Here is a 20963-nt window from a genome sequence, read left to right as displayed (position 1 = left end):
TTTGCCTGGCGGCTTTAGCGCGGTGGTCCCACCTGACCCCATGCCGAACTCAGAAGTGAAACGCCGTAGCGCCGATGGTAGTGTGGGGCCTCCCCATGCGAGAGTAGGGAACTGCCAGGCATCAATTTAAGACCAGTACGCTGGTCGTGACCACTCCGGTGACGCGGAGCGGGCGAAATACCTGAAGTCAGCGCAAGCGGACCTCAGTACAGAATCGGTGGAGCGGTAGTTCAGTTGGTTAGAATACCTGCCTGTCACGCAGGGGGTCGCGGGTTCGAGCCCCGTCCGTTCCGCCACCCTATTTAGGGGCGTAGTTCAATTGGTAGAGCACCGGTCTCCAAAACCGGGTGTTGGGGGTTCGAGTCCCTCCGCCCCTGCCAGAAAACGATCCTTTGCTTCGGCAAAGGATTTTTTTTTGCTTATAAAAAACAAAAAAGAAAAACCAGCTAAATCTAACTGGTCTCTGATCTCTTCTTTCTGCACGCCTGCCTGCTAATTCAGCTGTTTTGCCTGACCAGAATCGGGAATTTAAGCAGCTGACGGATATGCGCCTGCTGATCGCTGTTCTGCAACCAGACCGCATAAAGCGGACGAACGGCGACCGGTGCGTCCGGCATTACCATCAGTTCACTGTATACGCTTTGCCAGAAGTCTGGCAGAAACGCGCATGCACCCGTAGTGTAGAGCAGTTCACGGGTGACATGTGCCGATGTTGTGGTCAGCACCGGCACATCATCAGCGCCAGAGAGGTAGCTCTGATGCTGATGGAAATCGGCTCCCCACTCCAGCTTGATGTAGTCATACTTTTCGCGCTTTTCGCTCTGGCGGGCACAGAACAGTGCCAGCGAAATATGGCCAATCTGCTGGCTGGTTAATTCATCCATCTTAGGCGCTTCAGTGGTAATCAACAGATCCAGCTGACGCTCATGAAGCTGCTTAACCAGCAGATGCCGCTGCGCCACGCGTGCTTCTAAATGCAGGCTCTCACGATTCTCATACAGCGTCTGAAGCCAGGGCGTCAGATAGGCCTCCCAGAGCGATGCGCTGGCACCTATTGAGAGCTCATGGTGCTGCTCAGTATGAGAAACCTCCTTCTTCGCCATTATCCAGGTGCTCATCAGGCTTTCCGCATAAGGAAGCAGTCGCTCCCCGGCGGCAGTCAGACGTATGTTGTTGCGATGCCGGGTAAAAAGGTTAACGCCGAGCTGATTCTCCAGCTGACGGATGCGAAAACTGACAGCAGATTGCGTAAGGTAAAGGGCTTCAGCAGCACGCCCGAAATGACGTGTTCTGCTCACTTCAAGGAAAGTTTTCAGTAATTCCGTATCCACAACGCGCTCCCAAAAATCGTTTGTCGTATAGATTTAAATGTTTTGTTTTACACTCTGTCAAGCCTATCTAATACTCCGCGCCATTAACAGCACGGCATTAGAGAATCAGGAGCGTGTAACATGGCGGAAAGCTTCTTAACAGAGAATCGTTTCTTTGATAACAAACATTACCCGCGTGGTTTCTCACGCCACGGTGACTTTACTATTAAAGAAGCCCAGCTTCTGGAACGCCACGGTTTCGCCTTTAATGAGCTGGATTTATCGAAGCGTGAGCCTGCAACAGAAGAAGAACGTTTGTTTATCGAAGTGTGTCGTGGCGTGCGTGAGCCGCAGACGGAAGCTGAGCGTGTATGGTCAAAGTATATGACCCGCATCAAGCGTCCTAAGCGTTTTCACACGCTGTCTGGCGGTAAGCCACAGATGGACACCGTTGAAGATTACAGCGACAGCGACGATTAACAGAAAGGGGCGAGAGCCCCTTTTTTATTGCAGGCTGTTATGCAGATGGATCATTAATCGATCAATCGCGCGATAGCTGACCGCCTCCTGCAGATGGAGGCGGGTAATCTCTTTCTCTCCGGCCAGATCGGCCACGGTGCGCGCCACCTTTAAAATTCGCTGCCAGGCTCGCACAGATAACCCCAGTTTCTCCAGCACAGACTCCAGCCATTCGGCATCCTCTTTTTCAGGCTGGCACCAGCGCAGGATTTCCGCATTATTCAGATGCGCGTTAATTTTACCTGCGCGGGCGAGCTGGATCGCTCGCGCCGCAACGACCCGCTGACGAACCTGCTCAGAGCTTTCTGCGGCCGGTCGCTGGCCACTGAGCATGCCACCGGGCAACAGCGGCACCTCCAGTGAAAGATCAAAGCGATCCAGAAACGGCCCTGATAACTTACTGAGATAACGCAGGATCTGCTGAGGCGAGCAGCGATTATGCTGTCCCTGATAATGCCCGGTTGGCCCGGGATTCATGGCAGCAATCAGCTGAAACCGTGCCGGGAACGTGACCTTTGCCCGGGCTCGCGAAATGGCGATGATGCCTGACTCCAGTGGCTCACGCAGTGAATCCAGCACTCTGCGATCAAATTCCGGTAATTCATCCAGAAACAGCACGCCATTATGCGCCAGGGAGATCTCTCCGGGCCGCGGCAGTGACCCTCCGCCAACCAGAGCATAGAGAGACGCGCTGTGATGAGGCGACCTGAAAGGCCGGCTGCGCCACTGTCGGTGCAGGGCAGTGCTGTTTATCAGGCTGGCTATCGCCGCACACTCCAGTGCTTCCTGGTCGCTTAAGGCGGGCATGATGCCAGGCAGACGGGTTGCGAGCATCGTTTTGCCGGTACCAGGCGGCCCAATCAGCAACAGGTTATGCCCGCCCGCCGCGGTGATCTCCAGTGCTCTGCGCCCCTGCTGCTGACCGATGATATCCGCGAGATCGTCACCAGGCGTGGCATGCTGATGCTCAGGGTAGGGAGCCGGTGATAATGTCAGCGCATTACGGAGAAAAGCGCAGACCTCACTGAGGTGAGCGGCGACCAGTGACGCTCCCTCACGAATCAGCCCGGCGTCACGCTGATTTTCCGCGGAGAGAACCAGCTGTCGTCCAGCCTGAAGGGCCATCATGGCCGCAGGAATTGCCCCCTGAACGGCACATAGCGCGCCATCCAGCGCCAGTTCACCCAGAAACTCAAAGTGCATCAGCTTATCCGCAGGAAGCTGCTCTGAGGCGACCAGAATGGCAATTGCCATGGGCAGGTCATAGCGCCCGCCCTCTTTGGGTAAATCCGCTGGTGCCAGATTGATGGTGACCCGTCTGGCCGGGAAGGTAAAACCGCTGTTGATAATGGCGCTGCGAACCCGTTCACGCGCCTCTTTGACCGTGGTTTCAGGCAGACCCACCAGCGTCAGTGCAGGCAGGCCATTACTGATGTGAGCCTCAATGGTCACCAGCGGCGCTTCCACGCCTAATGCTGCGCGGGTCAGAACTTTAGACAATGACATACTCACTCCTTGTTGCCATCAGTCTGATCAGCACCCAAAAGGAAAGCGAGTACGCCTTCTGACGATTCCGACGCACTGCACAAGAAATTGAGGTCACTTTCACTGGCTCTCATCGTGCTGCGAAACTGCACGTAAATTCAGCAGAACATCATTACGTCAGTAAAGTGATGAATATTTATCATCTTGTAATTATTACTTGTATTACAAATTGATAGGACGGGATTTAATCTCCCGCGCTAAAAAAAACCTGCAAAAAAAGTTGTGTTATGGCCCCTGACTATGATAACTCTGTAGGCATTACTTCGAACACGTAAAAGAATTGAACAACACATGAAAGCCCTTCTACAAGTGATTAGCCTGGTCGTGATTAGCGTGGTGGTGGTTATTAACCTACCGTGCGGGGCAACGCTTGGAGAAAGAAAGGCTTAAAAATCAAGCCTCGAATCCGAAAAAACCCCCGCACCGAAAGGTCCGGGGGTTTTTTTTCGACCCGGGGAAATATCAGTAAATCTGCAAGGAACAAACAATGAACAGTAGCATAAAATTCTGTTGTTCCCGTCAGGACACAGGAGAATAGCGATGACAGGTGCTCAGTGGGTAGTTCAGGCTTTACGCGCGCAGGGTGTTGATACCGTATTTGGTTACCCTGGCGGCGCCATCATGCCGGTTTACGACGCGCTATACGATGGCGGCGTGGAACACCTACTGTGCCGTCATGAGCAGGGTGCGGTTATGGCCGCGATTGGCTATGCGCGCTCCACCGGCAAAACCGGTGTCTGTATTGCCACCTCCGGCCCTGGCGCTACCAACCTGATCACCGGTCTGGCTGATGCCATGATGGACTCCGTGCCGATCGTTGCGGTAACCGGTCAGGTCTCGTCTGCGTTTATCGGTACTGACGCTTTCCAGGAGATCGACGTGCTGGGGCTGTCCCTGGCCTGCACCAAACATAGCTTCCTGGTTGAGTCGCTGGATGAGCTGCCCGCTATCATGGCTGAGGCTTTTGCCATGGCGCAGTCAGGGCGTCCGGGTCCGGTACTGGTTGATATTCCCAAAGATATTCAGATTGCGCAGGGTGAACCCGCGCCGCATCTGGTTTCGGTAGAGGAGGATGACTCACTGCCGCATCATGCTATCCGCGAGGCGCGGGCAATAATGACCCAGGCCAGAAAACCGATGCTCTATGTTGGCGGAGGCGTGGGCATGGCGCAGGCGGTTCCGGCACTGCGTGCATTCGCAGAAGAAACCGGCATCCCTGCCGTTGCGACCCTGAAAGGTCTGGGCAGCGTCGATGCGCAGAGCGAGGTTTATCTGGGCATGCTGGGGATGCACGGCACCAAAGCCGCTAACTATGCTGTTCAGGCGTGTGACCTGCTGATTGCGGTCGGTGCCCGTTTTGACGATCGGGTGACCGGCAAGCTGGATACCTTTGCGCCGCACGCCAGCGTGATTCATCTCGACATCGACCCCGCAGAGTTAAATAAGTTACGTCGCGCGCACGTCTCACTGCAGGGCGATCTCAACGCGCTGCTGCCCGCGCTGAGTCAGCCTTTGCACATCGACGCCTGGCGCGACGAGGTGAGGGCACTCAAGGCCAGTCACGCCTGGCGCTACGATCATCCAGGCGAGGCAATCTATGCACCGCTGCTGCTGAAGCAGCTCTCCGAGCGCAAACCGGACAGCGCGGTGGTCACCACCGATGTCGGACAGCACCAGATGTGGACGGCCCAGCATATGGCCTTCAGCGCGCCGGAGAACTTCATCACCTCCAGCGGCTTAGGCACGATGGGCTTTGGTTTGCCTGCCGCCATCGGTGCACAGGTCGCCCGTCCGGAAGATACGGTGATCTGCGTCTCGGGCGACGGCTCAATCATGATGAATATTCAGGAGCTGGGCACCATTAAGCGCGGAAAGCTGCCGGTCAAAATCGTGCTGCTGGATAACCAGCGTCTGGGCATGGTGCGTCAGTGGCAGCAGCTCTTTTTCGACGGTCGCTACAGCGAAACCAATCTCTCTGACAATCCCGACTTCCTCACGCTGGCCAGCGCTTTCAATATTCCCGGCCAGCGCATTACCCGTAAAGATCAGGTCGACGCCGCACTTGATGCTCTGCTGAACAGCGAAGGTCCTTACTTCCTGCATGTTGCAATTGATGAGCATGAAAACGTCTGGCCACTGGTACCGCCGGGTGCCAGCAATGCAAACATGATGGAGAAAACCGTATGAACCAGCATCAATTGTCTATCGAAGCCCGCTTCCGCCCTGAAATATTGGAGCGCATTTTACGCGTCGTGCGCCACCGCGGTTTTCAGGTCTGTTCTATGAACATGGCCTCAGTCGCCAACGCGGAAAACATTAATATTGAAATGACCGTTGCCAGCCAGCGCTCCGTCGATTTACTGTCTTCGCAGTTAAGTAAATTGATTGACGTTGCATGCGTTCAGATTCAACAACAGACAACACAACAAATCCGCGCCTAGCCGCGAGAGGGAATAACAATGAGCACGAAGAAAGCAGACTTTATTTGGTTCAATGGCGAGATGGTTAAGTGGGAAGAGGCGAAGGTCAGCGTCATGTCCCACGCGTTGCACTATGGCACGTCGGTGTTTGAAGGCGTCCGCTGCTACGACTCTCACAAAGGACCGGTTGTGTTCCGCCACCGTGAACACATGCAACGTCTGCACGACTCCGCCAAAATCTACCGTTTCCCGATTAAAAGCAGCGTTGATGAGCTGATGGAAGCGTGCCGCGAAGTCATCCGCGTGAACAAACTGAAAAGTGCTTATATCCGTCCGCTGGCCTTCGTGGGCGATGTGGGCCTGGGCGTGAACCCGCCAGATGGCTTTACCACCGACGTGATCATTGCAGCCTTCCCATGGGGCGCGTACCTGGGTGCGGAAGCTCTGGAAAACGGCATTGATGCGATGGTCTCCTCCTGGAGCCGTGTGGCACCGAATACCCTGCCAACTGCCGCAAAAGCGGGCGGTAACTACCTCTCCTCACTGCTGGTGGGCAGCGAAGCCCGTCGTCACGGCTATCAGGAAGGTATCGCGCTGGATACCAATGGCCTGATCTCAGAAGGTGCGGGCGAAAACCTGTTTGAAGTTAAAGATGGCGTGCTCTTTACCCCGCCATTCACCTCTTCAGCTCTGCCGGGCATCACCCGCGATGCCATCATCACCCTGGCGCGTGATATGGGCATTGAAGTGCGCGAGCAGACCCTGTCGCGTGAATCCCTCTATCTGGCTGATGAAGTGTTTATGTCTGGTACCGCTGCAGAAATTACCCCGGTGCGCAGCGTTGACCGTATTCAGGTGGGCGAAGGCAAATGTGGCCCGGTGACCAAACGCATCCAGCAGGCCTTCTTTGGTCTGTTCACCGGCGAAACCGAAGACAAATGGGGCTGGTTAGATCCGGTTAATCCATAATCAGATACAGCGCGGACGTCATCTGACGTCCGCGAGCTTTTTCTTACTGGAGTAAATAGAGCATGCCTAAGTACCGTTCCGCCACCACCACCCACGGCCGTAATATGGCGGGTGCCCGTGCCTTATGGCGCGCGACAGGAATGACCGATGACGATTTCGGTAAGCCGATTATCGCTGTGGTTAACTCATTCACCCAATTTGTCCCGGGCCACGTTCACCTGCGTGACCTTGGTAAACTGGTCGCCGAACAGATCGAAGCATCAGGCGGTGTGGCTAAAGAGTTCAACACGATCGCGGTGGATGACGGTATTGCCATGGGTCATGGCGGCATGCTGTATTCACTGCCTTCGCGTGAACTGATTGCTGACTCGGTCGAGTACATGGTGAACGCACACTGCGCCGACGCCATGGTCTGTATCTCCAACTGCGACAAAATCACGCCGGGGATGCTGATGGCGTCACTGCGCCTCAATATCCCGGTGATCTTCGTTTCAGGCGGACCGATGGAAGCCGGTAAAACCAAGCTTTCTGACCAGATCATCAAACTGGATCTGGTGGATGCGATGATTCAGGGTGCCAACCCGAACGTTAGCGACGCCGACAGTGAGCAGATCGAACGCTCTGCCTGTCCGACCTGCGGCTCCTGCTCCGGCATGTTTACCGCGAACTCAATGAACTGCCTGACCGAAGCACTCGGCCTGTCGCAGCCAGGCAACGGCTCCCTGCTGGCCACCCATGCCGATCGTAAAGAGCTGTTCATCAACGCCGGTAAGCGCATTGTCAGCCTGACCAAACGTTACTATGAACAGGATGACGTCAACGTGCTGCCGCGGAGCATCGCCAACAAGGCCGCTTTCGAAAACGCCATGACGCTGGATATCGCCATGGGCGGTTCCACTAACACCGTACTGCACCTGCTGGCAGCCGCGCAGGAAGGCGATATCGACTTCAATATCTCTGACATCGATCGCCTGTCACGCAAAGTCCCTCAGCTCTGTAAAGTGGCGCCAAGTACCCCGAAATACCACATGGAAGATGTGCATCGCGCGGGTGGTGTTTACGCGATTCTCGGCGAGCTGGATCGCGCAGGTCTGTTCGACAGCAGCGCCCGAAATATCCTGCAGCAGACGATGCGTGAAACGCTGGATCAGTACGACATCATGCTGACCAGCGATCAGGCGGTAAAAGAGATGTTCCGTGCCGGTCCGGCGGGCATCCGTACCACCCAGGCATTCTCGCAGAGCTGCCGCTGGGACACGCTGGATGATGACCGTGCTGAAGGCTGTATCCGTACCCGCGAAAACGCCTATTCGCAGGATGGTGGTCTGGCCGTACTCTACGGCAACATCGCAGAAGATGGCTGTATCGTTAAAACCGCAGGCGTAGACAAAGAGATCCTGACCTTCACCGGCCCGGCTAAAGTCTACGAAAGTCAGGATGATGCTGTTGAAGCGATCCTGGGCGGCAAAGTGGTGGCGGGCGACGTGGTCGTGATCCGCTACGAAGGGCCAAAAGGCGGACCGGGCATGCAGGAGATGCTCTATCCGACCACCTATCTGAAATCGATGGGACTGGGCAAAAGCTGCGCCCTGATCACCGACGGTCGTTTCTCTGGCGGCACCTCCGGTCTCTCTATCGGTCACGCCTCACCTGAAGCGGCAAACGGCGGCACCATTGCGCTGGTGAAAGATGGCGACACCATTGAGATCGACATCCCGAACCGCGGCATCAGACTTGCCGTGCCGGATAACGAACTGCACGCCCGCCGTGAAGAGCAGCAGGCACGTGGCGATGCGGCCTATACGCCGATCAATCGTCAGCGTGAAGTCTCGTTCGCGCTGCGTGCTTACGCCTCACTTGCGACCAGTGCTGATAAAGGCGCTGTCCGCGATAAGAGCAAGCTGGGAGGCTGACCATGGCCGAGTCTCAACCGCTACCCGACGCACCCTGCGGCGCCGAGTATTTGCGCGCGGTGTTGCGTTCACCGGTGTACGAAGTCGCACAGGTAACGCCGCTGCAGAAGATGGAAAAAATCTCATCGCGTCTTGGCAACACCATTCTGGTGAAGCGGGAAGATCGCCAGCCGGTGCACAGCTTCAAGCTGCGCGGTGCTTACGCGATGATTGCCGGCCTGAACGAAGAGCAGAAAGCGCGCGGCGTGGTAACGGCCTCCGCCGGTAACCATGCACAGGGCGTGGCGCTCTCCGCCAGCAAGCTGGGCATTAAGTCACTGATCGTGATGCCGCTGGCGACAGCCGATATCAAGGTAGATGCGGTGCGCGCGTTTGGCGGTGAGGCTTACCTGTTTGGTGCCAACTTTGATGAGGCGAAAGCCAAAGCGATCGAACTGTCGGAACAGCGCGGCTACACCTTCGTGCCACCGTTTGACCATCCGGCAGTGATTGCCGGACAGGGCACGCTGGCGATGGAGCTGCTGCAGCAGGATGCGCATCTGGATCGGGTCTTTGTTCCGGTTGGCGGGGGCGGTCTGGCAGCCGGTGTGGCGGTGCTGATTAAACAGCTGATGCCGCAAATCAAAGTGATTGCGGTGGAGTCAGAAGATTCAGCCTGTCTGAAGGCGGCGCTTGAGGCAGGTCATCCCGTCGATCTGCCCCGCGTCGGGCTGTTTGCCGAAGGCGTGGCGGTGAAGCGTATCGGCAGCGAGACCTTCCGCCTCTGCAAAGCGTATCTTGACGACATCATCACCGTCGACAGCGATGCCATCTGCGCAGCAATGAAGGATCTGTTCGAAGATGTCCGTGCCGTGGCGGAGCCTTCCGGGGCGCTGGCGCTGGCGGGCATGAAGAAGTATATCCAGCAGCATGAGATCAAAGGCGAACGGCTGGCGCATGTCTTATCCGGGGCCAACGTCAATTTTCACGGCCTGCGATATGTCTCTGAGCGCTGCGAGCTGGGCGAACAGCGAGAGGCGCTGCTGGCTGTGACCATCCCGGAACAGCAGGGGAGCTTTTTACGCTTCTGCCAGACGCTGGGCGGGCGTGCCATCACGGAGTTCAATTACCGCTACGCTGACGCGGATAAAGCCTGCATCTTTGTTGGTGTCAGGCTGACCCGTGGCGTCGAGGAGCGCAGCGAGATTATCAGCGAACTGACCCACGGCGGCTATCAGGTGGTCGATCTCTCTGATGATGAGATGGCAAAGCTGCACGTGCGTTACATGGTGGGCGGACGACCTTCCAAACCGCTGCGTGAACGGCTTTTCAGCTTTGAATTTCCGGAGGCACCCGGCGCGTTGCTGAAGTTTCTGCAGACGCTTGGCACGCACTGGAATATCTCGCTGTTTCACTACCGCAGCCACGGCACTGATTATGGCCGCGTGCTGGCGGCCTTTGAACTGGGCAGCGATGAGCCGCGTTTCGAAGAGCATCTCACCGATCTGGGCTATGACTTTCATGATGAAAGCCAGAACCCGGCGTTCCGCTTCTTCCTGTCAGGCAGCTGATTACAACTGGCTCCAGAAGGCACTGATCAGCGGCTCACCGAGCCGCTTTTTTTGTACGCAGATGCCGAGTTCAAACGGCGCGACCGATTCAACATTTTCCAGCATCATCACGCGGTTACGCACCGGTTCCGGGCTGTTTTCCAGCACCACATGCGGCAGCAACGCGATGCCGCATCCCAGCGCCACCATTGAGACAATCGCTTCATGCCCCGACACCGTGGCGTAAATCAGCGGGTTAGGAATGCGATGGCGGCGGAACCAGAGATCGATACGCCGCCGTGCCGGGCCCTGGTCCGGCAGAATAAACGGAATCTGTGCCCAGTCTGGCTGTGGCTGTGTAGCCTGCGTGCGAACGGCACAGGGTAAGGCGGGCGCAATCAGGACCAGCGGGATCAGCCCCAGTGGCATAAAATCAATGCTGGCTGGCAGCGTTTCAGGGCGTCCGGCAATCGCCAGATCGGCATCACCGGAGTGAACTTTTTCCAGCGCATCGGCGGCATCGCCGGTATTCAGTTTAATTTCCACCTGCGGATGTTCGGCGCGAAAGCGGTCGAGGATAGGCGGCAGATGGCTGTAGGCCGCCGTTACCGAGCAGAACAGCCGCAGCTCGCCGCTGAGTGACGGACCATTAAGATCCATGACATGACGCAGTTGCTGATACTGCAGCAGCGTCTGCTGGGCAAACTGACGCAGGCGTTCGCCCGCCTCCGTCAGCGTGACGGTACGGTTATCACGCAGAAACAGCGCATGGCCGACATCCTCTTCAAGCCGCTGGATCTGGCGTGACAGCGTGGAAGGGCTGACGTGCATAGCACGCGCGCTGCGCCCGAAGTGGCAGCTTTCTGCCAGATGAAGAAACAGTTTCAGATCCCGTAAATCCATGTGCGCGTCGCCTCTGGGTGGTGTTGCATTTATTGCAATGTGACGTTGTTAATATATCAATTTAAGCAACAGAATTCCTGTCATATGATGGGGTCATTCGCGGCGCTGCATGACACGCCGTTCCTGAACAAAAAAAGCAAACACAACTTACCGGAGTACCCATGGCTAACTATTTCAACACACTGAATCTGCGCAATCAGCTGGCGCAATTAGGCAAATGTCGTTTCATGGCGCGCGATGAGTTCGCAGATGGTGCGAGTTTCCTGAAGGGCAAAAAAGTCGTTATCGTTGGCTGTGGCGCACAGGGCCTGAACCAGGGTCTGAACATGCGTGATTCCGGTCTGGATGTCGCCTATGCACTGCGTGCTGAAGCGATTGCTGAGAAACGCCCTTCATGGCGCAAAGCGACCGATAACGGTTTCAAAGTGGGTACCTACGAAGAGCTGATCCCGCAGGCGGACCTGGTGGTGAACCTGACGCCAGACAAACAGCACTCCGCGGTGGTTCAGGCTGTTCAGCCGCTGATGAAAGATGGCGCTGCGCTGGGCTACTCACACGGCTTCAACATCGTTGAAGTGGGCGAGAGCATTCGTAAAGATATCACCGTCGTCATGGTGGCACCGAAGTGTCCGGGTACAGAAGTGCGTGAAGAGTATAAGCGTGGCTTCGGTGTTCCGACCCTGATCGCTGTTCACCCGGAAAATGATCCAAAAGGCGAAGGCATGGCGATTGCTAAAGCCTGGGCAGCCGCAACCGGTGGCGATCGTGCTGGCGTGCTGGAATCCTCTTTCGTGGCAGAAGTCAAATCTGACCTGATGGGTGAGCAGACCATTCTGTGTGGCATGCTGCAGGCTGGTTCACTGCTCTGCTTCGACAAGCTGGTGGCGGAAGGTCATGACGCGGCGTACACCGAAAAACTGATTCAGTTCGGCTGGGAAACCATCACCGAATCGCTGAAGTTCGGCGGCATCACCCTGATGATGGATCGCCTCTCAAATCCGGCAAAAATCCGTGCATACGCGCTGTCTGAGCAGCTGAAAACCATCATGGCTCCGCTGTTCCAGAAGCACATGGATGACATCATCTCAGGTGAATTCTCTTCCGGTATGATGGCCGACTGGGCGAACGACGACAAAAACCTGCTCACCTGGCGTGAAGAGACCGGTAAAACTGCGTTCGAAAATGCGCCGCAGTTTGAAGGTAAGATCGACGAGCAGGAGTACTACGACAAAGGTGTCGTTATGGTCGCCATGGTCAAAGCGGGCGTGGAGCTGGCGTTTGAAACCATGGTTGATGCGGGCATCATCGAAGAGTCTGCTTATTATGAATCCCTGCACGAGCTGCCGCTGATTGCTAACACCATTGCCCGTAAGCGTCTGTACGAAATGAACGTGGTTATCTCGGATACCGCCGAATATGGTAACTACCTGTTCTCCTTCGCCGCTGTACCGCTGCTGAAAGAGTTCATGACCACGCTGCAGCCAGGCGACCTGGGTAAAGCCACTGAGGGAACGCAGGTAGACAACGCGCAGCTGCGTGACGTCAACGAAGCGGTTCGCCAGCATCCGATTGAAATCGTGGGCCGCAAACTGCGTGGCTACATGACCGACATGAAGCGTATCGCTGTCGCAGGCTGATAAGCGGCACCCCCGTTTTCAGCAAAACAAACCCCGGCTTGCCGGGGTTTTTTGTTTGTGAACACTGCCTGAGAAGTTCGCTGGTGGAACGGTGCCTGCACTGCCTGCTTCGCTATGAGACCGAGCCTGCACAGGCAATACGGTCAGAGCGGAAAGGCGCTTAAGCCAATCCCTGGCCGCTCGGCCCGCGCCATTACGCACCTCATCCCTGAGGTGCGCCCGTAAACGGGCCAACGCGTTGCGTTGTTCAAAAACGCTCCCGGCGTTTTTATCCGGGCGGCGGGACGCTTTCCTCTTCTGACCGTGTTCCCTGTGCCCTTAAGCTTCTGCATTGCTGCCAGAATAACCCTGCCCATTAGCACGATGCAGGATCTTCAAACAGACAGCCAATCAACTTAAAGCGATGGGAGCATACGCCTGTAGCAAAGCATAGCGGGCCAGGGATGGCCCGCGCTGAGCCCGCCAGGGATGGCGTCTTTTGCGTCTTTGCGAAAGGCGTATGCTCCCTGAGCCGGTAGCCTGACCATAAGGCGATGTTTTTAAACTCCCCAGGGTCAAAGTATGTTCCCTAAGCTGGCTTAGATTGACTAAACCCAGCCCATAAAAAAACCCGGCATCTGCCGGGTTTTACTGACCTTCATCCCACCGGACTACACGTCATACAGCGTCTGGTGACGCGTCTCTTTACAGGCGAGCAACGCAATCAGTGTCAGCACCGCCATCGACGCCAGATAGAACCCTACCGCCTGTAGGCCATAACTGGCATTCAGCCAGGTCGCGATGTAAGGCGCAACCGAGGCACCCAGAATTGAGGAGAGATTGTAGGAGAACGAGGCACCGGTATAACGCACTTCGGTCGGAAACAGCTCCGGCAGCAGTGCGCCCATCGGGCCAAACGTCAGCCCCATAATGCTCAGACCCAGCAGCAGGAACGCCATCACCAGCGCCTGTGAACCCGAACCGAGCATCGCCGGGAACAGGAACGAAAACGCGATAATCATCAGCGTGATGGTAATCATGGTCTTGCGACGACCAAAGCGATCCGCCAGCACGCCCGCAATCGGCACCATCACGCCAAAGCCAATGACCGCCAGCATCAGCATCCACAGCATACTGTTACGCGGAATGCCCAGACCCGCTGGCGCTGGCGTGGTGCCGTAACTCATTGAATAGACCGTCATGATATAGAACAGCGTATAGGTCGCCAGCATGATAAAGGTGCCGAGAATGGTGGCAGTCAGGTGCCTGCTCAGCAGCGCCGCAATCGGTACCCGAACCTGCTTCTGCTCTTTCTGCACTTTGGCAAACACCGGACTTTCATGCAGCGAAACGCGCACATAGAGGCCAATCAGCACCAGTACGGCAGAGAGAATGAAGGGAACGCGCCAGCCCCACTGCATAAACTGCTCGTCAGTCAGCAGCCATGAGAGCAGCAGAAAGGTGCCGTTAGCAAAGAAAAAGCCGATCGGCGCGCCCAGCTGCGGGAAGGAGCCATAGAGCGCACGCTTCTTCGCCGGAGCATTTTCCGTTGCCAGCAGCGCTGCGCCACCCCATTCGCCGCCCAGGCCCAGCCCCTGACCAAAACGCGCCAGCGCCAGCAGCAGCGGCGCCATCACACCAATGGTTTCATAGCCCGGCAGCAGGCCAATCACCACGGTGGAGATCCCCATGGTCAGCAGCGAGGCAACCAGGGTAGCCTTACGTCCTACGCGGTCGCCAAAGTGACCAAACAGGGCAGAGCCAATCGGACGCGCAATAAAGGCGATAGCGAAGGTGGCGAGCGACTGTAGCGTGGCGACGGTGGCATCACCCTGCGGGAAGAAAATATGGGGAAAAACAATCACCGCAGCCGTGGCATAAATATAAAAGTCGAAGAATTCGATGGCCGTGCCGACCAGTGAGGCTATCACCACTTTACTGCGTGAGTTAACCGGTGCGGGGTCCTGCTGTTTGTCGAGTGTGTCTGAGAGGGAGGCTTGCATAACTGTTTCTTATTTGTAAATACAGACAAAGAATCTTACGCACCTGACTGACCGCATTCAATGGCGAAAACCCGCGCCGCGCCTGGCTTCAGCGGGCAAAAAGAGGATAATTTCTGTGGTGCGGCGAATGCCGGGTGATACCGGGGTAAACCGGACGATATCTGGCGGGATACTCTGTGAAAGGGCTAAATAAAAGTGACCCCTCAGCTATTCATCCTGTTATCTGAATAAAAAATAGCCGAGGGGAGGTGTTTTCCGCTGTTGTTAACAGATCAGGAGGTTTTGCGTCGTGCTGCGCTGCCCGCTTCAGGCATCTGCGGATCGTCTTTATATTTAGCTGTGGCGATCCATGCCGCACAGAACAGCGTCAGACGGGCGAAGAAGTAGAAGAACGCCATCAGGCCGAGCACGGAACCAAAGGCCGCTCCTGAAGGGGAGGTTGCCAGCTTTGGCAGGGTCAGCGTCATGACAAACTTGATCACCTCAAAACCGATGGCCGCCAGCAGCGTCCCGCGGAACAGCGCCTTCTTGCGTGGCTTATGTCGTGGCAGGATCCAGAAAATCCAGAGAAACAGCAGGTAGTTAGCCAGCACAGAAATCGAGGTGGCGATAATGGTCATCGCAGGCCGCAGCCAGTCGATGCCATCCAGCCCCAGGGCGCTCACGATGGTCGCCTGGGCAGACCCCGCCACTGAGGTCAGCGAAAGCGTAATGATCAGGGCCAGCATCAGGCCGGTCAGCGACAGGAAATCGCGGATGTAGCGTTTCCAGATCTTCTCCTGGTCATCAGGATTGCGTTCCCAGACGTCGCGCGACTGGGCGCGAATGGCTTCCCGCAGATTCCCCATCCAGTTCAGACCGGAATAGAGCGCCAGCAGTAAACCGGAGATCCCCACCGTGGCGCGCTGCTGAATGGCGGTATTCACCGTATTCTTCAGCGTGGTCGCCAGCGTCGGGTCGCTGATGCTGCTGACGATTTTATTGATGATATCGGTCAGCAGATCCGGATTGGAGGCGAGTACAAAACCCACGGCGGCAAACGACACCATCAGAATCGGGATCAGCGATAAAAATGAGAAATAGGTAATGGCCGCACCAAACTGGCTGCCGAGCCGGTCGTTAAAGCGCTCAAGGGCACGGATAAAATGCGCCACCGCCGGAATGGCCTGAAACCAGGCGGCAAAACGCGACACGCGGACAATCGACTGGTCCACGGTCTGATTGCCGGTTTTAATGTCGATAAGCGGTTTCTCTGGCTGTGTATCCTGCGAATGTTCCTGCTTGTCTGTCATAGACCTTCACTGTCCTGTTTGTCATTAAAATCAGAGTATAGTCGCTCAGGTGACGTACTCCTGCAGCACCTGACTCAGCCACTCCATAAAAACCCGCACGCGACGCGCCACATTGCGCCGGTGCGGATAGAGCAGGTGGATCGGCATGGGCCTGGCGGGGAAGCGATGCAGCACCTCGACCAGCTCGCCGTTTTCCAGCAGGGGCTGAATGCCGGCCGCCGGCACCTGAATAATGCCTAATCCTGCCAGACAGGCGGCGCGGTAGGTTTCGGTGCTGTTCACGGTTACCGCGCCGCCGGTGTGAACATAGTGGCACTGCCTGCCATCAAAATATTCAAAACCCGGTGCGGCCTGGCCCAGCTGCTGGCTGTAGTGGACCATCGCATGCTGCGACAGCTCCTCCAGCCGGACCGGCATCCCGAAACGCGAAAGGTAGCCAGGGCTGGCGCAGTTGATCAAGGTGTGGGTGCCAATTTTTCGCGCGATCAGTCCCGAATCCTTCAGCTCGCCGACCCGGATAACACAGTCAAAGCCTTCCCGGATCACATCCACCTGACGGTCACTGCTGCTCAGTTCAATCTCTACGCCAGGGTAGTGCTGCAAAAATTCCGGCAGGCGGGGAAGGATAAAACCGGTCGCCATTGCGACGGACATATCGACCCGCAGCTTGCCGCTGAGCGTGGCGGGATCGTGCTGGAACAGACTGTCCATATCGTCAATCATCGACAGCAGGTCCAGACAGCGATCGTAATAGACCAGTCCATCCTGAGTCAGTTGCACCCGGCGCGTGGTGCGATGCAGCAAACGGGTTGCCATTTGATTCTCCAGCGCCTGTATCTGCCGCGATACGCTGCCTTTAGGCACGCCTAAACTCTCTGCCGCGCGGGTAAAACTGCCCATTTCGGCCACCCGCACAAAAACCTGCATTGCGTGAATTTTGTCCATGTTGTTCACCGATTGTTGTTTTTATTGAAACAGTGATGCGCTTTTTACACTGTTTATAGATCAATAATTCGCGAATATCCTTAACACGTGTTCAACTTTTCAACAGGTGTGAGAGATGAATCAGAAAGTTGCGTTAATTACCGGTGCAAATCGCGGTTTAGGCCGTAACGGCGCGTTAAAACTGGCTGCCAGAGGCACCGATATCATCCTGACCTACCGCACTCATGCCGATGAGGCGCAGGCGGTTGTCAAAGAGATTGAGGCGATGGGACGGCGTGCAGTGGCGCTGGCGCTGGATGTCGGCGAAACCGGTCAGTTCGATCGCTTTGTCGGGCAGGTGAAAGAGGCCCTGCAGCAGCAGTGGCAGCGGGATCGCTTTGACTATTTAGTGAACAACGCCGGGCACGGTCACTATAAGCCGTTTACCGATACCACGGAGGCGGAATTTGACGCCCTGGTGAATGTCCATTTCAAGGGGCCCTACTTTCTGACCCAGAAGCTGCTGCCGCTGATCAACGACGGAGGCCGCATCCTGAACATCTCCAGCGGTCTGACCCGGCTGGTCTATCCGGGCTCTGCGACCTATGCATCGATGAAAGGGGCGATGGAGGTGCTGACCCGCTATCAGGCGAAGGAGCTGGGGGCGAGACGGATTCGGGTCAATATTCTGGCACCCGGGGCGATAGAAACGGACTTCGGCGGAGGCCGGGTGCGTGACACCCGGGAGATTAACGATCAGATTGCTGCACTGACGGCGCTGGGCCGGGTGGGATTACCGGACGACATCGGCGATGCCATCAGCGCGATTCTCAGTGATGAAACCGGCTGGATCACCGCGCAGCGCATCGAAGCCTCAGGCGGGCAGGGCATTTAACCCCCCGGTGGCATCGCGGCAGACCGGCCCGCCGATGCCGCCAGCCTTACAGCGCGATCGTGCCGTCGATGACGGTGACGGTATGGCCGCCAATCCAGATCGTGCCACTATCGAAGGTCACGTTTACCCGACCGGCACGCTGCAGCGCCGTGCCCTGACGCACACGATAGCCCGTGGTCTGTCCCGCCATGGCAAAATAACGTGCCAGACAGGCGTTGGCACTGCCCGTCACCGGATCTTCGGTCAGGCTGCCATTCTCGACCAGCAGGGCGCGTACTTCATACTGCTCCTCTTCTCCCTGCGGCAGGCGACCAAATACCATTATCCCCGATACGTCCGCCTGTTTAAGCAGACGCTCGAGTTCGCTGACGCTGGGCTGCAGCGCCAGCACCGCGTCGCCGCTGGTCATCGGCACCAGCAGCCAGCGGATACCCATATCAACCACCGTCGGGCTTTGCGTCAGATCGAAAGCCTCGCTGTTTAACGCTTTCGCCATCAGCGCATCCTGCCAGGGTGTCAGCGTGGCAGCCGGGGCGGCAAACGCCAGTTCACCCGTCTCATTAATCTTCACCGTGACGTTACCGACGCCGCACTCCTGCACAATCTCACCGGGTGTGCGGGTTGGCCAGCCGGCCTCCAGCAGGGCGTACGCCGTACCCAGCGTGGGATGACCGGCAAACGGCAGCTCGCCTTCAACGGTGAAAATGCGCACCCGATAGTCGGCTTCCGCATGCTCAGGCGGCAGCACAAAGGTGGTCTCCGACAGGTTAGTCCAGCGGGCAATGGCGGCCAGCTGGCTGTCGCTTAACCCCTGCGCATCCATAATGACCGCCAGCGGATTGCCGTTAAAGGCTGATGAGGTAAACACATCGACTTGCTTAAACGCGACCTGCATGGTGACTCCTTGCTGAGGGTGTTCAGGGTGGCCTTTTCTCTGCCAGATGATTGCTTATAACAGCTAACAGCGTTATCAATAAGTTAAAGATTCTACCGGAGACTCTGCATGCTAACGATCCTGGGACGCGCCTCCTCAATCAACGTGCGCAAAGTATTATGGCTGTGTGACGAGCTGGATCTGGATTACCAGCGCGAAGAGTGGGGCGACGGTTTCCGCTCCACGCATCTGCCGGAGTTCATGGCACTCAATCCGAATGCGATGGTGCCGGTGCTGAAAGATGATGACCTGGTCATCTGGGAATCTAACGCCATCCTGCGCTATCTGGCGAATGCCTATGGCGGCGAGTGGCTTTATCCGCCTAATCCACAGGCGCGTGCACCGGTCGATCAGTGGATGGACTGGCAGGCCACAGAACTGAATACCTCCTGGCGCTACGCTTTCATGTCGCTGGTAAGAAACTCTCCGGCTCATCAGGATCCGCGCCTGCTGGCAGCGGCCTGCAAAGGCTGGGCGCACACCATGAGCATCCTTAATCAGCAGCTGGAAAAAACCGGTCGCTACGTTGCCGGACGCAATTTCACCCTGGCCGATATACCGATTGGTCTGGCGGTAAACCGCTGGTTTGAGACGCCGCTTGAGCATCCCGATTATCCGGCGGTTCGCACCTATTACGAGCGCCTGACCGAACGGCGTGGTTACACCGTCTGGGGCCGCAACGGGACGCCCTGAGCCTCGCCAGCCGGGAGTCCTGACAGTTCACAGGCAATCTCTCCGGCGCGCTGAATCGCCCGGCTATAGCGCGCATCAAACGGATAACAGCAGGAGAGACGCAGCGCATGGTTGTAACGCTCGCTCAGGGAATAGAGCGCGCCAGGCGTGACGCAGATCTGCTCCTGCAGCAGCCGGTCAAACATCTCCGTGGTCTTCACGTTGCCGGGTAACTCGACCCAGAAGACGAATCCTCCGCGCGGCAGCGTGGCGCGGGTGCCCTGCGGGAAGTAGCGGGCGATCAGTCCCCGCGCCTCATCCAGATTGGCTGCGTAGCGACGGCGCAGAGTGCGCAGGTGGTGATCGTAACCGCCGGACGCAAGAAACTCCGCCAGTGTTTCTGACAGCAGGGCCGATTCAGCCATCGACGAAACCGCTTTGAGCCGGGCAATCGCGTCGTGAAAACGACCAGCAGCGGTCCAGCCAATCCGGAAGTCGGGTGCCACGGTTTTGGTGAAGCTGGTGCAGTAGATCACCCAGCCATCGCGATCAAACGCTTTCACGGCGGGTGAGAGGGGCCAGTCGAACTGCAACTCGTCATACAGTCCATCTTCGATCAGCGGAACGTGGTAAGTATTCACTAACTTTGCCAGCCGCTTCTTGTTTGCCAGCGACATGCCGCAGCCCAGCGGGTTCTGCACACCGGGCATGGCAATCAGTGCCTTGATGCGCTGCTCCTGCAGCAGCATCTCCAGCGCATCCAGCGACAGGCCATGCTGCGGATCGGTGGGGATTTCCAGCGCTTTAAGGCCCAGCGACGCCAGCAGTGGAAACAAAAAGAAGTAGGTCGGCGACTCCAGCCCGACACAGTCGCCGGGCTGCGTGACCGCACGTAATGCCAGCTGCAGGGCTTCCATGCAGCCGTGGGTCAGGGTGATCTCATCGGCGGTCAGCCGCTGTCCGGCGTGCAGCGCCCGGCGCGCAATCTCCTCCCGTAAGCGCTCACTACCGGGCGGAAGCGCATAGCGCCCGATTAGATTGGGATGACGGCGCAGCAGTGAAGCCGTGATCCGGGCGATGCGGGTCGCAGGGAAAAGTTCACTGTCCTGCGGGCAGGCCAGCGAGATATTGACGTAGTCGGGATGATTCTGTGCGGCAAACACCTTATCAATCAGGTCGAGTTTACCGCTGCCGGGGTCGCGTACCCGGGTCTTATGCTCACCGTGACGGGTCACGGCGGGCAGCACGCCGCGCACGTAGTAGCCCGACTGCGGCCGGGCCTCAATCAGACCGCGATCTTCCAGCAGCTGCCAGGCATTCAGCACCGTATTCACACTGACCTGATGGGACTGAGCGACACGCCGGATCGCTGGCAGGCGTTTGCCCGGTTTCAGCGTGCCCTGGTGGATGGCCTCAGCGAAGCTGTCCGCCAGCTGCTGATAAAGACGCTGATCGGAAGAGGGAGCAAGGGACACAGTAACCTCCGGATTGGATGGGTACAATTGCTGCAAACGCAAAC

The 20963-nt window shown here is 57.1% G+C and carries 18 protein-coding genes, 2 tRNA genes and 1 rRNA gene; 13 read left to right on the top strand and 8 right to left on the bottom strand.

All coding sequences use genetic code 11. From position 1 onward, the window contains the following. Positions 1-4: 4 nt before the first annotated feature. The 3 genes from rrf (at position 5) to AC1V0D_RS18675 (ending at position 380) form a co-directional block, all read left to right on the top strand. Positions 5-120, top strand: a 5S ribosomal RNA gene (rrf, locus tag AC1V0D_RS18685). Positions 121-219: 99 nt separating this feature from the next. Beyond that, positions 220-296: transfer RNA gene (locus tag AC1V0D_RS18680), tRNA-Asp, on the top strand. An 8-nt stretch (positions 297-304) separates the two neighbouring features. Further along, positions 305-380: transfer RNA gene (locus AC1V0D_RS18675), tRNA-Trp, on the top strand. 117 nt (positions 381-497) lie between these two features. Here the strand turns inward: AC1V0D_RS18675 and hdfR are convergent. After that, the gene (hdfR, locus tag AC1V0D_RS18670) at positions 498-1331 is read right to left on the bottom strand and encodes an HTH-type transcriptional regulator HdfR (protein ID WP_140925589.1); all 834 of its coding nucleotides are present in this window, start codon (positions 1329-1331) and stop codon (positions 498-500) included. Positions 1332-1451: 120 nt separating this feature from the next. On the opposite strand from hdfR, the gene AC1V0D_RS18665 reads away from it, so the two are divergent. Next, complete coding sequence (locus AC1V0D_RS18665; protein WP_009087989.1) at positions 1452-1790, top strand: MaoP family protein; 339 nt, start codon at positions 1452-1454, stop codon at positions 1788-1790. Between the two features lie 24 nt (positions 1791-1814). On the opposite strand, the gene AC1V0D_RS18660 is transcribed toward AC1V0D_RS18665, so the two are convergent. Continuing rightward, a complete protein-coding gene (locus AC1V0D_RS18660) occupies positions 1815-3335 on the bottom strand; it encodes a YifB family Mg chelatase-like AAA ATPase (RefSeq protein WP_482907869.1) in 1521 nt (506 codons plus the stop codon). Positions 3336-3665: 330 nt separating this feature from the next. Between AC1V0D_RS18660 and ilvL the strand changes: the two genes are divergently transcribed. The 6 genes from ilvL (at position 3666) to ilvA (ending at position 10226) form a co-directional block, all read left to right on the top strand. After that, complete coding sequence (gene ilvL / locus AC1V0D_RS18655) at positions 3666-3764, top strand: ilv operon leader peptide (RefSeq protein ID WP_072101316.1); 99 nt, start codon at positions 3666-3668, stop codon at positions 3762-3764. Between the two features lie 150 nt (positions 3765-3914). Then, positions 3915-5561 (top strand): acetolactate synthase 2 catalytic subunit, encoded by a 1647-nt coding sequence (ilvG, locus tag AC1V0D_RS18650; RefSeq protein WP_482907868.1) that lies wholly within the window; start codon positions 3915-3917, stop codon positions 5559-5561. After that, complete coding sequence (ilvM, locus tag AC1V0D_RS18645; protein WP_008926359.1) at positions 5558-5815, top strand: acetolactate synthase 2 small subunit; 258 nt, start codon at positions 5558-5560, stop codon at positions 5813-5815. Before ilvG ends, ilvM begins: the two co-directional genes overlap by 4 nt. Positions 5816-5833: 18 nt before the next feature. Then, the gene (locus tag AC1V0D_RS18640; protein WP_009087986.1) at positions 5834-6763 is read left to right on the top strand and encodes a branched-chain amino acid transaminase; all 930 of its coding nucleotides are present in this window, start codon (positions 5834-5836) and stop codon (positions 6761-6763) included. A 62-nt stretch (positions 6764-6825) separates the two neighbouring features. After that, a complete protein-coding gene (ilvD, locus tag AC1V0D_RS18635; protein ID WP_009087985.1) occupies positions 6826-8676 on the top strand; it encodes a dihydroxy-acid dehydratase in 1851 nt (616 codons plus the stop codon). 2 nt (positions 8677-8678) lie between these two features. Further along, positions 8679-10226, top strand: a complete 1548-nt coding sequence (gene ilvA, locus AC1V0D_RS18630) for a threonine ammonia-lyase, biosynthetic (RefSeq protein WP_111207821.1) — start codon at positions 8679-8681, stop codon at positions 10224-10226. Here the strand turns inward: ilvA and ilvY are convergent, their stop codons facing one another. Beyond that, a complete protein-coding gene (gene ilvY / locus AC1V0D_RS18625) occupies positions 10227-11108 on the bottom strand; it encodes an HTH-type transcriptional activator IlvY (RefSeq protein WP_009087982.1) in 882 nt (293 codons plus the stop codon). It lies immediately after the preceding gene. A gap of 161 nt (positions 11109-11269) precedes the next feature. Here ilvY and ilvC point away from each other — a divergent pair, with 161 nt between their 5' ends. Next, positions 11270-12745, top strand: a complete 1476-nt coding sequence (gene ilvC, locus AC1V0D_RS18620) for a ketol-acid reductoisomerase (protein WP_140029755.1) — start codon at positions 11270-11272, stop codon at positions 12743-12745. Positions 12746-13395: 650 nt separating this feature from the next. Here ilvC and AC1V0D_RS18615 read toward each other — a convergent pair. The 3 genes from AC1V0D_RS18615 to AC1V0D_RS18605 all read right to left on the bottom strand — a co-directional run bounded on the left by AC1V0D_RS18615 (position 13396) and on the right by AC1V0D_RS18605 (position 16964). Continuing rightward, positions 13396-14727 (bottom strand): MFS transporter, encoded by a 1332-nt coding sequence (locus tag AC1V0D_RS18615; protein WP_009087978.1) that lies wholly within the window; start codon positions 14725-14727, stop codon positions 13396-13398. 272 nt (positions 14728-14999) lie between these two features. Further along, positions 15000-16019 (bottom strand): inner membrane protein YhjD, encoded by a 1020-nt coding sequence (gene yhjD, locus AC1V0D_RS18610; protein WP_009087977.1) that lies wholly within the window; start codon positions 16017-16019, stop codon positions 15000-15002. Between the two features lie 45 nt (positions 16020-16064). After that, positions 16065-16964, bottom strand: coding sequence for a LysR family transcriptional regulator (locus AC1V0D_RS18605; RefSeq protein WP_009087975.1), 900 nt, complete (start codon positions 16962-16964; stop codon positions 16065-16067). 115 nt (positions 16965-17079) lie between these two features. Between AC1V0D_RS18605 and AC1V0D_RS18600 the strand changes: the two genes are divergently transcribed. Beyond that, entirely contained in the window at positions 17080-17838 is a 759-nt protein-coding gene (locus AC1V0D_RS18600; RefSeq protein ID WP_111207823.1) for an SDR family NAD(P)-dependent oxidoreductase, read from the top strand. Positions 17839-17884: 46 nt separating this feature from the next. Here the strand turns inward: AC1V0D_RS18600 and AC1V0D_RS18595 are convergent, their stop codons facing one another. Further along, positions 17885-18733, bottom strand: a complete 849-nt coding sequence (locus AC1V0D_RS18595) for a PhzF family phenazine biosynthesis protein (RefSeq protein ID WP_482907867.1) — start codon at positions 18731-18733, stop codon at positions 17885-17887. A gap of 108 nt (positions 18734-18841) precedes the next feature. Here AC1V0D_RS18595 and AC1V0D_RS18590 point away from each other — a divergent pair, with 108 nt between their 5' ends. After that, positions 18842-19465 (top strand): glutathione S-transferase family protein, encoded by a 624-nt coding sequence (locus tag AC1V0D_RS18590; protein ID WP_009087970.1) that lies wholly within the window; start codon positions 18842-18844, stop codon positions 19463-19465. On the opposite strand, the gene AC1V0D_RS18585 is transcribed toward AC1V0D_RS18590, so the two are convergent. Further along, positions 19432-20919 carry an aminotransferase-like domain-containing protein gene (locus AC1V0D_RS18585; protein ID WP_046100808.1) on the bottom strand — a complete coding sequence of 496 codons (1488 nt, stop codon included), beginning with the start codon at positions 20917-20919 and terminating at the stop codon, positions 19432-19434. The two genes, AC1V0D_RS18590 and AC1V0D_RS18585, sit on opposite strands and share 34 nt — an antisense overlap. Positions 20920-20963: the final 44 nt, after the last annotated feature.

The organism is Pantoea sp. PA1 (genome assembly GCF_056856975.1).
Note: the sequence above shows the minus strand (reverse complement) of the source record. Positions and strands in the feature narration are given on the sequence as shown.